9 protein-coding genes are annotated in these 14,046 nt (G+C 70.8%); 6 read left to right on the top strand and 3 right to left on the bottom strand.

Annotation, left to right across the window (positions count from 1 at the left end):
• Positions 1 to 40 precede the first annotated feature (40 nt).
• On the top strand, positions 41 to 2,080 hold the full coding sequence (locus ACZ7L4_RS34830) for a M4 family metallopeptidase (RefSeq protein WP_472108852.1): 2,040 nt from the start codon (positions 41 to 43) through the stop codon (positions 2,078 to 2,080).
• A 23-nt stretch (positions 2,081 to 2,103) separates the two neighbouring features.
• Here the strand turns inward: ACZ7L4_RS34830 and glgP are convergent, their stop codons facing one another.
• From glgP to ACZ7L4_RS34815, 3 genes are all read right to left on the bottom strand, one after another.
• Positions 2,104 to 4,722, bottom strand: a complete 2,619-nt coding sequence (gene glgP / locus ACZ7L4_RS34825) for an alpha-glucan family phosphorylase (protein WP_472108851.1) — start codon at positions 4,720 to 4,722, stop codon at positions 2,104 to 2,106.
• A 170-nt stretch (positions 4,723 to 4,892) separates the two neighbouring features.
• Entirely contained in the window at positions 4,893 to 5,366 is a 474-nt protein-coding gene (locus ACZ7L4_RS34820; RefSeq protein ID WP_472108849.1) for a hypothetical protein, read from the bottom strand.
• Positions 5,367 to 5,506: 140 nt separating this feature from the next.
• A complete protein-coding gene (locus tag ACZ7L4_RS34815; protein WP_472108847.1) occupies positions 5,507 to 6,079 on the bottom strand; it encodes a maltokinase N-terminal cap-like domain-containing protein in 573 nt (190 codons plus the stop codon).
• 227 nt (positions 6,080 to 6,306) lie between these two features.
• Here ACZ7L4_RS34815 and ACZ7L4_RS34810 point away from each other — a divergent pair, with 227 nt between their 5' ends.
• The 5 genes from ACZ7L4_RS34810 to ACZ7L4_RS34790 form a co-directional block, all read left to right on the top strand.
• Positions 6,307 to 7,524 (top strand): S8 family peptidase, encoded by a 1,218-nt coding sequence (locus ACZ7L4_RS34810; RefSeq protein ID WP_472108846.1) that lies wholly within the window; start codon positions 6,307 to 6,309, stop codon positions 7,522 to 7,524.
• Positions 7,525 to 7,738: 214 nt separating this feature from the next.
• The gene (locus tag ACZ7L4_RS34805; RefSeq protein WP_472108844.1) at positions 7,739 to 9,760 is read left to right on the top strand and encodes an alpha-1,4-glucan--maltose-1-phosphate maltosyltransferase; all 2,022 of its coding nucleotides are present in this window, start codon (positions 7,739 to 7,741) and stop codon (positions 9,758 to 9,760) included.
• Between the two features lie 47 nt (positions 9,761 to 9,807).
• Positions 9,808 to 11,502 (top strand): maltose alpha-D-glucosyltransferase, encoded by a 1,695-nt coding sequence (gene treS, locus ACZ7L4_RS34800; protein ID WP_472108843.1) that lies wholly within the window; start codon positions 9,808 to 9,810, stop codon positions 11,500 to 11,502.
• 52 nt (positions 11,503 to 11,554) lie between these two features.
• Positions 11,555 to 12,922, top strand: a complete 1,368-nt coding sequence (locus tag ACZ7L4_RS34795; RefSeq protein WP_472108841.1) for a maltokinase N-terminal cap-like domain-containing protein — start codon at positions 11,555 to 11,557, stop codon at positions 12,920 to 12,922.
• Positions 12,923 to 13,108: 186 nt separating this feature from the next.
• On the top strand, positions 13,109 to 14,046 hold a 938-nt coding region (locus tag ACZ7L4_RS34790), incomplete at its 3' end, for a GlgB N-terminal domain-containing protein (RefSeq protein WP_472108840.1).

Here is a 14,046-nt window from a genome sequence, read left to right as displayed (position 1 = left end):
CCGCACACCCAACTCGCGGCCACGCAGAAGGAGTTCAGCGTTGCGCAAGAACCGAACCTCCCACAGATCCGGCTCCCCCAGACGCCGGGCCACGGCAATCGCCGCCGGCACCGTCGCCGCCCTGATGGCGGTCACCCTCCAGTCCCTCCCCGCCACAGCGGACGCGTCCGGCGCCGACCCGGGCTCTCTCCCCGCGAAGCTCTCCCCCGCCAAGCGCGCCGAGCTGATCCGCGAGGCGAACGCCGGAAAGGCCGCCACCGCGAAGGACCTCGGCCTCGGCAAGCAGGAGAAGCTCGTCGTACGGGACGTCCTCCAGGACAAGGACGGCACCACCCACACCCGCTACGAGCGCACCTACGACGGCCTCCCGGTGCTCGGCGGCGACCTGATCGTCGAGGCCACGAAGTCCGGCGCCGAGAAGAGCGTCACCAAGGCCGCCAAGGCCGAGCTCAAGAACGTCGACACCACCGCCACGCTGAAACCGGCGAAGGCCGAGACCCAGGCCCTCACCCTCGCGAAGGCCGACGGCTCGAAGAAGACCGAGGCCGACAAGGCGCCCCGCAAGGTCGTCTGGCTCGGCCAGGGCGCGACGAAGGGGCAGCCCACCCTCGCGTACGAGACGGTCGTCGGCGGCCTGCAGCACGACGGCACCCCGAACCAGCTGCACGTCATCACCGACGCCACCACCGGCAAGAAGCTCCACGAGTGGCAGGCCATCGAGACCGGCACGGGCAACACCCAGTACAGCGGCACCGTCACCCTCGGCACCGCGCAGTCCGGTTCCTCGTACACGCTGAACGACACGACCCGCGGCGCCCACAAGACGTACAACCTGAACCGCGGCACGTCCGGCACCGGCACCCTCTACTCCGGCGCCGACGACGTGTGGGGCAACGGCTCCGCCTCCAACACCGAGACGGCCGCCGCCGACGCCCACTACGGCGCCGCGCTGACCTGGGACTACTACAAGAACGTGCAGGGCAGGAGCGGCATCCGCGGCGACGGCGTCGGCGCGTACAGCCGGGTCCACTACGGCAACGCGTACGTCAACGCGTTCTGGGACGACAGCTGCTTCTGCATGACGTACGGCGACGGCACCAGCAACACCCACCCGCTGACGTCCATCGACGTGGCCGCGCACGAGATGACGCACGGCGTCACGTCGAACACCGCGGGCCTCAACTACTCCGGCGAGTCCGGCGGCCTGAACGAGGCGACGTCCGACATCTTCGGCTCGACCGTGGAGTTCTACGCCAACAACTCGTCCGACGTGGGCGACTACCTCATCGGCGAGAAGATCAACATCAATGGCGACGGCACGCCGCTGCGCTACATGGACAAGCCGAGCAAGGACGGCGCGTCCAAGGACGCCTGGTACTCGGGCATCGGCAACGTCGACGTGCACTACTCCTCGGGCCCGGCGAACCACTTCTTCTACCTGCTCAGCGAGGGCAGCGGAACGAAGACGATCAACGGCGTCACCTACAACTCGCCGACCTCGGACGGCCTCCCGGTCACGGGCATAGGCCGCGACAAGGCGGCGCTGATCTGGTTCAAGGCGCTCTCCACGAAGTTCACGTCGACGACGAACTACGCGGGCGCCCGCACCGGCACCCTCGCGGCCGCCGGTGAGCTGTACGGCACGACGTCCGCCGAGTACAAGGCGGTCCAGGACGCGTGGGCCGGCGTCAACGTCGGCGCCCGCTCCGGCGGCGGCGACCCGGGCACCGGCAAGACGTTCACCAACGACACCAACGTGAACATCCCCGACTACCCGGGTGCGGCCGTCACCTCGTCCGTCCCGGTCACCGGCATCAGCGGCGCGGCCCCGTCCACGCTGAAGGTCGGCGTCGACATCGTGCACACGTGGAGCGGTGACCTCCAGGTGGACCTGGTCGGCCCGAGCGGCAGAACGTACCGCCTGCACAGCTCGACGTACGACCCGACGCCGAACATCCAGACGACGTACACGGTCAACGCCTCGGCCGAGACCGCGAACGGCACCTGGAAGCTGAAGGTCCAGGACCTCGGCGCGCAGGACACGGGCTACATCAACAGCTTCAAGCTGACGTTCCCGTAAAGCACCAGCCGTCGGAGCCGGGGTCAGCGCATCAGGACCCCGGCTCCTTCCTGCGTCGCCTCCGTCGGCAGCACCACGAGCCCCGTCTCCGCCACCGACGCGAGCAGCGGATGCGCGGGCAGTACGCGGACGGTGTACCCGTACGGCCCGCTCCGGTCCAGGGCCAGCGGCCCCTCGTACGCCCAGCGCCCCTCGCCGTCCGGACCGCCGACCGGCTTCAGCGGCACCGTCGTCGGCTCGGTGATCCGGTCCTCGGTGTCGACGCGGCCCGCGACGGCCTGCACCTCGACGTCGTCGGGGCCCAACTCGCCGAGCGCGACCCGGACATGGAGCCCGAGCGTGGCACCCAGCTCGGCGCCACCGGCCGACGCCTCCACATGGTCGACGGTGATCCGCGGCCAGGCGGCGCGGACCCTCGCCTTCCACGCCGCGAGGTCCCGGGCGGCGTCCGGGGTGAGGGCGCGCGCGGACCCCGCGGCCGGTGCGTACAGCTGGTCCACGTACTCACGGACCATGCGCCCCGCGAGGAGCTTCGGCCCGAGGTGGGTGAGGGTCCGGCGGACCATCTCGATCCAGCGGTCGGGCAGCCCCTCGGGGCCCCGCTCGTAGAAGCGCGGCGTCACCCGGCGCTCCAGCAGGTCGTACAGCGCGGCCGCCTCCAGGTCGTCGCGCCGGTGCTCGTCCGTGGCCGTCCCGTCGGCCGTGGGGATGGCCCAGCCGTAGTCGGGCGCGAACCACTCGTCCCACCAGCCGTCCAGGACGGACAGGTTGAGGCAGCCGTTGAGGGCCGCCTTCATGCCGCTCGTGCCGCAGGCCTCCAGCGGGCGCAGCGGATTGTTCAGCCACACGTCACAGCCGGGATAGAGCTTCTGCGCCATCGCCATCCCGTAATCGGGCAGGAAGACGATCCGGTGCCGCACCCGCGGGTCGTCGGTGAACCGCACCAGCTCCTGCACGAGCCGCTTGCCGCCGTCGTCCGCCGGGTGCGCCTTGCCCGCGACGACGATCTGCACCGGACGCTCCTCGTCCAGCAGCAGCCGCATCAACCGGTCCGGATCGCGCAGCATCAGCGTGAGCCGCTTGTACGAGGGGACGCGGCGCGCGAAGCCGATGGTGAGCACGTCCGGGTCCAACACGCCGTCGATCCAGCCGAGTTCGGCCGCCCCCGCGCCGCGCTGGCGCCAGGACGCGGCGAGCCGCTCGCGCACCTCGTCGACGAGCCCCCGCCGCAGTTCGCCGCGCAGCTCCCAGATGTCCCGGTCGGGTATCTCGCCCACGGCGTCCCAGCGGTCGGAGCCGCCGACCGACAGGGCGTCCTCGGTGCGCCGCTCCCCGATCTGGCGCGCGCCGAGCCGGTACACCTCGGGCGCGACCCAGGTGGGCGCGTGCACACCGTTGGTCACGGACGCGATCGGCACCTCCTCGACGTCGAATCCCGGCCAGAGCCCGGCGAACATGTCGCGGCTGACGGAGCCGTGCAGCGTGGAGACGCCGTTGGCGCGCTGGGCGAGCCGCAGCCCCATCACCGCCATGTTGAAGACGTTCGGGTCGCCGCCCGCGTACGTCTCCATGCCGAGGCCGAGGATCCGCTGCACGTCGAGGCCCGGCAGCTCGGCCGCCGCGCCGAAGTGGCGGGCGACGAGCTCCCGGTCGAAGCGGTCGATGCCGGCGGGGACGGGGGTGTGCGTCGTGAACACGGCGCCCGCCCGCACGGCTTCGAGCGCGGCGTCGAAGTCCGTTCCCTCCTCGGCGAGTTCGGCGATTCGCTCCACGCCGAGGAAGCCCGCGTGGCCCTCGTTGGTGTGGAAGACCTCGGGGGCCGGGTGTCCGGTGAGCCGGCAGTACGCGCGCACGGCACGCACCCCTCCGATGCCGAGCAGCATCTCCTGCAACAGCCGATGCTCGCTGCCGCCGCCGTAGAGCCGGTCGGTCACGTCCCGTTCGTGGGCGTCGTTCTCCTCGACGTCGGAGTCGAGCAGCAGCAGCGGCACTCGGCCGACCTGCGCCTGCCACACCCGCGCGAGCAGCCGCCGCCCGCCGGGCAGGGCGAGCGCGAGGTGCACGGCCGTGCCGTCGGCCTCCCGCAGCAGGTTCAGCGGCAGCTCGTTCGGATCGGTGACCGGATACGTCTCCTGCTGCCAGCCGTCCCGCGACAGCGACTGCCGGAAGTAGCCGTGCCGGTAGAGGAGCCCTACGCCGATCAGCGGAACCCCCAGGTCGCTCGCGGCCTTGAGGTGGTCGCCCGCGAGGATGCCGAGGCCGCCCGAGTACTGCGGCAGCGCGGCCGTGATGCCGAACTCCGGCGAGAAGTAGGCGATGCCCGCGGGGAGCCCCGACTGCCGGGCCCGCTCCTGGTACCAGCGGTCGTCGTGCAGATAGCCGCGCAGATCGTCGGCGATCTCGCTCAGCCTCGCGAGGAAGTCCTCGTCCCCCGCGAGCCGGGTGAGCCGCTCGGGCGGGACGCTGCCGAGCAGCCGCAGCGGGTCGCCGCCGGACGCGGCCCAGCGGCCGGGGTCCACGGCGGCGAACAGGTCACGGGTCCCGGCGTGCCAGGACCAGCGCAGATTGCGCGCCAGATCGTGCAGCGGGGCGAGGGGTTCGGGCAGGACCGGGCGGACGGTGAATCGGCGGATGGCCTTCACGTGCTCACCTCTGCGGTTGCGCGTCGGATGCCGGAGTCGCCTCCCGACGGTAGCCGCCCTCCCGCGCCGCGGGCCACGGCGCGAGGCAGGGCGCCGGAACGCGTACGGCGGCCCGGGCACGCGCTGCGTGCGCCCGGACCGCCGTACGCGGATGCCCCTGGGGGCTCTCGTCAGGCGATGGCCGCCCCGGTGCCGCGCGCCCCGCCGATGTAGTCGGTGAGTGCCGCGTCGTCGTACACCTCGATGTCGACGGGGGTGCCCTTCGTCAGGTGGAGGTCCCTCACGAGGTAGTCCACGGGGGCCTCGCTGCCGGGCGCGGCGTACGTGCCCAGGTTGTGCGTGACACCGTTCGTGGTGGAGGAGACGTGCACGTAGAACGTGTCGTCGTCGTTGCGGGTGTCGTACACCCGCAGTTGCTGCGTCTCCGGCTGGAACTCCACCTCACCGAGGCGGGAACCGTGCTGCGTCAGCGCCACGTCGGCGCCGAGGCTGCCGCCCGCGGCCTGCCGGTAGGTGACCGCCGCGTCGGGGTTGGGGTCGTAGGCCGCGGCCGGTGCGGCCGCGGCGCCGAGCAGCGCGCCCACCGTGAGGGCCGCTCCCGTGAAGATGCGTGCAAGCCGTCGCGGACGTCGGGTCGCTGTCATGCGTGTTGCCCCCCAGATCAAAAAACCACATCCAAACCATTCGGACGTCGGTGCAGGAAGTCGTCGCCGTAGGTCATCGGCGACCTGCCCACGATGCCAGATTTCATGATCACCCAGAGGCACGCAACGCCCAGAGGTCGTCAGCCGACGCGGACCACCACGAAAACCCCACGGACCCGCCGCCCGTCCTCCGCGGCCCACTCGGCGGACACCTCGCCGACCGCGTCGTCCGGCGCCTTCACCCCGGCCTCCAGGACGCGCACGATCTCGGGGCGCACGGCGTCGCCGGTGACGTGCGCCCGCACGGTCGGGTCGAGCTCCCCGTCGACGCTCTGCGCGTGCGCGGGCGCCTCGCCCTTCAGCAGCGCGGTCAACTCCCGTACGAGGAGCGGGTCCTCGGCCCCGTCGTACACCCAGCGCCTCCCGAGGACGCCGTGCTCGACGGTGCCGATGAGCGCGTCGTCCGCGGCGCCCTCCAGCGGGGCCCCGCGGTAGGCCATCGGCACGTGGTACGTCACCGGCTCGGGGCCGGAGGTGTCCGTCGCGGCCATGAACTCGAGGCCGACCTCGCCGGCCGGGTCATCGAGCCGGAACCCGCCGGCCTTGGTCAGCTCCGGGGTCCCGGAGCCCCGGTACCAGGGCTGCTTCGGCAGCCAGTCGGCGAGGAGTTCGAGCTTGGTGGGCTTCAGTGTGGTGCGGTGAATGATCGACACGGCTTCATCATCGGACGTCGCCGTGCGCCGCGCCAGACAATTGCGCGCGCCCCGCGGACGACCGAAAGCCCCATGGCGCGTCCGAAAAACGCCGCAACTCCACCGCACAACCCCCACGACCGATATGGCCGATTCCGCCACCTCGTACCTCCTTGTGGTGCTTCACACCGCACGAGAGGCTGCCAACTGGCGTGAGACCGCGCCGAGTTGAGGAGGGGAACTCACCCATGGCAGGGACCGTGCGAGTGACGCGAAAGCGACGGACGCGCTGGGCCGGCGGGCTCACCGCGGTCGCCACGGTCGCGGTGCTTTCGGCCATCACGCTGCCCGCGGACGCCGCCCCCGCGCAGGGACGGATATTCGGCGCCGGGGAGCCCGGCTCGATAGCGGGCAGCTACATAGTGACATTGAAGGGGGACACGAAGGCCCCGTCCGAGGCGGGCAAGGGCCTCGCGGAGAAGTACGGGGCGAAAATCCGCCACACCTACAGCAAGGCGCTCAACGGCTACGCGGTGACGCTAGGCGAGGGACAGGCCGAGCGGCTCGCGGCCGACGGGAACGTCGCCTCGGTCGTCCAGGACTCCCGGGTCACCATGGAGCACACGCAGAAGAACCCGCCCTCGTGGGGCCTGGACCGCATCGACCAGAAGGATCTGCCGCTCGACAAGTCGTACACCTGGCCCGAGTCCGCGGGTGCCGGAGTGCACGTCTACGTCATCGACACCGGCATCCGCGCCACCCACCGCGACTTCGGCGGTCGGGCCACGAGCGGCTGGGACTTCGTCGACAACGACTCGACCGCCCAGGACGGCAACGGGCACGGCACCCATGTCGCCGGGACCGTCGCGGGCGAGACGTACGGCGTCGCCAAGCAGGCCGACGTGGTCGGTGTGCGGGTGCTCGACGACGAGGGCTCCGGCACGACGGCGCAGGTCCTCGCGGGCATCGACTGGGTGACCAAGCACGCCCAGCGGCCGGCCGTGGCGAACCTGAGCCTCGGAGGCTACGCGAACGCCCAACTCGACGCCGCCGTACGCAACTCCATCGCCTCCGGCGTCACCTACACGGTGGCCGCGGGCAACGACGGCATGCCCGCGGAGCTGTACTCACCGGCCCGCGTCAAGGAAGCGATCACCGTCGGCGCGAGCGACAAGAAGGACGCACGTGCGAGCTTCTCCAATTGGGGTACTCGTCTCGACCTGTTCGCACCCGGCGTCGACATCACGTCCGCTTCGTACAAGAGCGACTCGGGGAAGGCCACCTTCTCCGGTACGTCGATGGCCTCGCCGCACGTCGCGGGCGCGGCCGCGCTGTACCTCGCCGACCACGCGGCGGCCTCGCCCGCCGAGGTGAGCAAGGCGCTGGCCGAGCGGGCGGCGACGGGCAAGGTGACGGGCGCGGGCCTCGGCTCGCCCAACAAACTGCTTCAGGTCAACAACCCGTAGGAGGAGGTGAGTTCATGATCCGGTCCCGTCGTTTTCGGCGGGACCGGTCTTATGTGTTCCCTTACGCGCCAGTAGTGACGAGTAGTTGGTACGACACGGATTGCCCGCCGATGGAGCGTGGAAGGCTCCACCGGTACGCCGCACGGCTGCACCGCACGACCCCCTCCCCGAATCTCGTCTCCGCACCCCCGATCCCCCGCGGACAGGAGCGGTCATGCCCTCAAAGCGCACTGCGCCCACGACACCGCGCGCCACCATGGGCCGCATCCCGATACGTGACGTCCGCCCGGTCGTCGAGCACGGCCGGCGCCCCGCCAAGGCCGTGGTCGGCGAGACCTTCCTGGTGACGGCCACCGTGTTCCGCGAGGGGCACGACGCCGTCGCCGCGAACGTCGTGCTGCGCGGACCCGACGGCGAGCCCGGCCCCTGGACACCGATGCGCGAGCTGGCGCCCGGCACCGACCGCTGGGGCGCCGAGGTCACCCCGGACGCGCCGGGCCACTGGACGTACCGGATCGAAGCGTGGGGCGACCCCGTGGCCACATGGCGGCACACGGCGAAGATCAAGATTCCGGCGGGCATCGACACCGAACTCGTCCTGGAGGAGGGCGCGTTGCTGCACGAACGCGCCGCGAAGAGCGCCCCCGCTCCGCTGCGCGAAACGATTGTGCGGGCCGCCGCCGCGCTCCGCGACACCACGCGCCCGGCCCCCGCCCGACTGGCCGCCGCGCTCGCCCCCGACGTGAGCCGCGTCCTCGCCCGCCACCCACTCCGCGAACTGGTCACACGCAGCGGCAAGTTGCCTCTCCTGGTGGAGCGGGAACGGGCCTTGTTCGGGTCCTGGTACGAGTTCTTCCCGCGCTCCGAGGGGGCGGTGGTCGAGCCGGGGAAGCCGCCGGTGAGCGGCACGTTCCGTACGGCCGCGAGGCGGCTGCCGGAGATCGCGGCGATGGGCTTCGACGTGGTGTACCTGCCGCCGATCCACCCGATCGGGACGACGTTCCGCAAGGGTCCCAACAACTCGCTGTCGCCGGGCCCGTACGACGTGGGGGTGCCCTGGGCGATCGGTTCGCACGAGGGCGGCCACGACGCGATCCATCCGGACCTGGGGACCTTCGAGGACTTCGACGCCTTCGTGGCGCGTGCCCGGGAGTCGGGCATGGAGGTGGCTCTGGACTTCGCGTTGCAGTGTTCGCCGGATCATCCGTGGGTGGACAAGCATCCGGACTGGTTTCATCACCGGCCGGACGGCAGCATCGCGTACGCGGAGAATCCGCCGAAGAAGTACCAGGACATCTATCCCCTCGCCTTCGACCGGGACCTGCCGGGGCTGATCGCGGAGACGACGCGGATCCTGCGGCTGTGGATGGGGCACGGGGTGCGGATCTTCCGGGTCGACAATCCGCACACCAAGCCGGTCGTGTTCTGGGAGAAGGTGATCGCCGACATCAACGGCAGCGACCCGGACGTGATCTTCCTGGCGGAGGCGTTCACCCGTCCCGCGATGATGCACACGCTGGCCGCGGTCGGCTTCCAGCAGTCGTACACGTACTTCACCTGGCGCAATTCGAAGCGCGAACTGGCCGAGTACGCCGCCGAGTTGAGCGGCGAGGCGGCCGCCTACATGCGGCCGAACCTGTTCGTGAACACCCCGGACATCCTGCACGAGTTCCTGCAGGACGGCGGCCGTCCGGCCTTCGAGCTGCGCGCGGTGCTTGCGGCGACGCTCTCGCCCACCTGGGGTGTCTACAGCGGGTACGAGCTGTGCGAGAACACCCCGCTGCGCGCCGGGAGCGAGGAGTATCTGGACTCGGAGAAGTATCAACTGGTGGTGCGGGACTGGGAGTCGGCCGAGCGGGAGGGCCGCACGATCGCCCCGTTGATCACCGCGCTGAACGCGATCCGGCGCCGTAATCCGGCCCTGCGCACGCTGCGGGATGTGCACTTCCACCATGCCGACCAGGACGCGGTGCTCGTGTACTCCAAAACCACCGCATCCGCACAGGGCTCGAACACGGTATTGGTCGTCGTGAACCTCGATCCGCACCACACCCAGGAGGCCACGGTGTCGTTGGACATGCCGCACCTGGGCCTCGACTGGCACGCGTCCGTGCCGGTGCGCGACGAACTCACCGGCGACACGTACCACTGGGGCAGGACGAACTATGTGCGCCTAGAGCCGGGCCGCACGCCCGCGCACATCCTCGTCCTGACGCCACCGGCCACGCCGCGATGAATTCTCAGGAGCATTCGGGACATGGGATTCGGAGGGTCACCCACACCATGATGATGAATGAGCCCGTCCCGGACACCTTCGAGGACACCCCTGCGAAGGACCGGGACCCGGATTGGTTCAAGCGCGCGGTCTTCTACGAGGTCCTGGTCCGCTCCTTCCAGGACAGCAACGGCGACGGCGTCGGAGACCTCAAGGGCATCACGGCGAAGCTGGACTACCTCCAGTGGCTGGGCGTCGACTGCCTCTGGCTCCCGCCGTTCTTCAAGTCGCCCCTCAGGGACGGCGGTTACGACGTCTCGGACTACACCTCGGTGCTCCCCGAGTTCGGTGATCTGGCCGACTTCGTGGAGTTCGTGGACGCGGCGCATCAGCGCGGCATGCGCGTGATCATCGATTTCGTCATGAACCACACGAGTGATCAGCACGAGTGGTTCAAGGAGTCCCGCTCGGATCCCGAGGGCCCGTATGGCGACTATTACGTGTGGGCCGACGACGACAAGCAGTACGCCGACGCCCGGATCATCTTCGTGGACACCGAGGCGTCGAACTGGACCTTCGATCCGGTGCGCCAGCAGTACTACTGGCATCGCTTCTTCTCCCACCAGCCGGACCTCAACTACGAGAACCCGGCGGTGCAGGAGGAGATCCTCGCCGCCCTGCGGTTCTGGCTCGATCTGGGCATCGACGGGTTCCGTCTCGACGCGGTCCCCTACCTGTACGCGGAGGAGGGCACCAACTGCGAGAACCTCCCCGCCACCCACGAGATGCTCAAGCGGGTCCGCAAAGAGATCGACGCCCAGTACCCGGACGTCGTGCTGCTCGCGGAGGCCAATCAGTGGCCGGAGGACGTCGTCGACTACTTCGGCGACAGTGCGTCCGGCGGCGACGAGTGTCACATGGCGTTCCACTTCCCGGTGATGCCGCGGATCTTCATGGCGGTGCGCCGCGAGTCGCGCTACCCGGTCTCCGAGATCCTCGCCAAGACCCCGCCCATCCCGGCAGGCTGCCAGTGGGGCATCTTCCTGCGCAACCACGACGAGCTGACCCTGGAGATGGTCACCGACGAAGAGCGCGACTACATGTACGCGGAGTACGCCAAGGACCCGCGGATGCGCGCCAACATCGGCATCCGCCGCCGCCTGGCCCCGCTCCTGGACAACGACCGCAACCAGATCGAACTGTTCACCGCGCTGCTGCTCTCCCTGCCGGGCACGCCGATCCTGTACTACGGCGACGAGATCGGCATGGGCGACAACATCTGGCTCGGCGACCGCGACGCGGTGCGCACCCCCATGCAGTGGACCCCGGACCGCAACGCCGGCTTCTCGTCCTCGGATCCCGGCCGCCTGTTCCTGCCCACGATCATGGACCCGGTCTACGGCTACCAGGTCACCAACGTCGAGGCGTCGATGTCGTCGCCGTCCTCGCTGCTGCACTGGACCCGCCGGATGATCGAGATCCGCAAGCAGAACCCGGCGTTCGGCCTCGGCTCGTACACCGAACTGCCCTCCTCCAACCCGGCGGTCCTTGCGTTCCTGCGGGAGTTCAAGGACGACCTGGTGCTGTGCGTGCACAACTTCTCCCGCTTCGCCCAGCCCACCGAGCTGGACCTCCAGTCGTTCAACGGCCGGCACCCGGTCGAGCTGATCGGCGGGGTGCGCTTCCCGGCGATCGGCGAACTCCCGTACCTGCTGACCCTCGCGGGACACGGCTTCTACTGGTTCCGCCTCCGCAAGGACTGACGACGACATACCTGGGCACTCTCCACGCATATCCGGGAAAGGACGCGACGCCATGTCGGAAGCCGCAACCCGGGCCGCCGCCCCGACGGCCGGAGAATCCGAGTTACTCATGTCGCTCGACCCCTTGCTGCGCGAATGGCTGCCGCGCCAGCGCTGGTTCGCGGGCAAGGGCCGCCCCGTCACCGGCTTCACCCTGGACTCCGTCACCGAACTGCTGCCGGACGCCGCCCTGTTGCACCTCCTCGTCCGCGCCCACCAGCCACCGGCCGACGAGGAGGGGCCCGGCGACCGCTACCAGCTGCTCATCGGCACCGCCGAGGCCGCGGCGCCGCACCTCGCGCCCGCCGTGATCGGCCACATCACGCACGGGCCGCTGGCGGGCCGCACCGCGTACGAGGCGCTCCAGGACCCGCGGCACAGCGCCGTCCTCCTGGAGCGGCTCCGAATACCCGGCGCGCTCGGCGCCCTCCGCTTCCACCGCGGCCCGCACGGCGAGGTCCCGCGCGACCTCGCACCCCGCCCCCTGACGGCGGAACAGTCCAACTCCTCGGTCGTGTACGGCGACACGCTCATCGCCAAGCTCTTCCGCCGGGTCGTCCCCGGCCTCAACCCCGACCTGGAACTCCCGCTGGCCCTGGCCCGCGAGGGCTGCGACCGGGTGCCGGCGCCCGTCGCCTGGTTCGAGACGGCCGGGACGCAGCCCGGGCAGCAGCCCGCGACGCTCGGCCTCCTGCAGCCCTTCCTGAGAGGCGCGGCCGACGGCTGGGACCTCGCCCTCAAGCACGTCACCAACCAGCAGGACTTCACGGCACAGGCCCGCGACATCGGCCGCGCCACCGCCGAGGTGCACACGTCCCTGGCCCGCGCGCTGCCCACGGTCACGTACACACGCGCCCACATCGACCAGCTCGCCGAGTCGATGACGCACCGCCTGGAGACGACGGCCGGGCAGGTCCCGCCCCTGCTCCCCTACGTGGACAGCCTGCGCTCCGCCTTCGACGCGCTCGCCCAGCTCGGCGCGGAGGGCCGCACCTGGCAGGCCCAGCGGGTCCACGGCGACCTGCACCTGGGCCAGTGCCTGCGCGAGCCGTCCGGCACCTGGAAGCTGATCGACTTCGAGGGCGAGCCGACCCGCCCCCTCGCGGAGCGCCGCCTGCCGCACCCCGTCCACCGGGACATCGCCGGCATGCTCCGCTCCTTCGACTACGCCTCCCCGCAGAGCGACTGGTCGCTCTCCTGCCGCGCCGCGTTCTGCGACGGCTACGCGGAGGTGACGGGCACCGACCCCCGCACGGCCCCGGTCCTCCTGCGCGCCTACGAAACGGACAAGGCCGTCTACGAGGCCCTGTACGAGGCCCGCCACAGGCCGGACTGGCTCCAGGTCCCCTTGGCGGCACTGAAACGCCTGGCGGGCAGCTAGGTCTTTCAGGGGCGCGGGGCTGTGTCGATATGCGGCTCCGCCGCGTGAGCGCAATCTTTTGGGGGTCTGGGGGCGCAGCCCCCAGGAGACGGGACGGGAAGGGGAGGAGGGGGCGACTTCCAAGCACGGCACCGCACCACACAAGACCGGCACGCACACACGAAGGCGCCCAAGGAGGCCCCCACCGTGACCCGCCGCCCGACCACCACCCCGGCCCCCGTCCCCCCGGACGACCGCGACCGGCTCCTCGCCGCGACCCACCACGACCCCCACGGAGTGCTCGGCGCGCACGCCGCCCACGGCGGCATCGCCTTCCGCACCTGGCGCCCCTACGCCCGGCACGTGGCCGTCACCACCCCGGAGGGCCTGCACGCCGAACTCCACGACGACGGCGACGGGTTCTTCACCGCCCTGCTGCAACTCCGCGAGATCCCGCCCACGTACGAACTGGAGATCACGTACGCCGACACGACCCAGCGCATCGCGGACTCCTACGCCCTCCTCCCCTCCCTCGGCGAACTCGACCTGCACCTGATGGCCGAGGGCCGGCACGAGCGGCTCTGGGACGCACTCGGCGCCCACCCCATGGAACACCAGGGCGTCCAGGGCACCCGCTTCACGGTGTGGGCGCCCAACGCCCGGGGCATCCGCGTCGTCGGCACGTTCAACTACTGGGACGGCGCGGCCCACAGCATGCGCTCCCTCGGCTCGTCCGGCGTGTGGGAGCTGTTCGTGCCGGACATCGGCGAGGGCGAGCTCTACAAGTTCGAGATCACCCGGCCCGACGGCAGCAAGACGATGCGCGCCGACCCGCTCGCCACCCGCACCGAGGAGCCCCCGGCCAACTCCTCGATGATCCACGCCTCCCACCACACGTGGGGTGACGCGGCCTGGCTGGAGCAGCGCGCCGCCCGGCCCGCCCACGCGTCCCCGTTCTCGGTGTACGAGGTGCACCTTGCGTCCTGGCGCCCCGGCCTCACCTACCGCCAACTCGCCGAACAACTCCCCGCCTACGTAGCCGACTTGGGCTTCACGCACGTCGAGTTCCTGCCCGTGGCCGAGCACCCCTTCGGCGGCTCGTGGGGCTACCAGGTCACCGGCTTCTACGCCCCCACCGCCCGCCT

The organism is Streptomyces sp. NPDC107575, assembly GCF_055657265.1.
The sequence above is the reverse complement of the archived record's forward strand: the minus strand, read 5'-3'. Positions and strand labels throughout refer to the sequence as shown.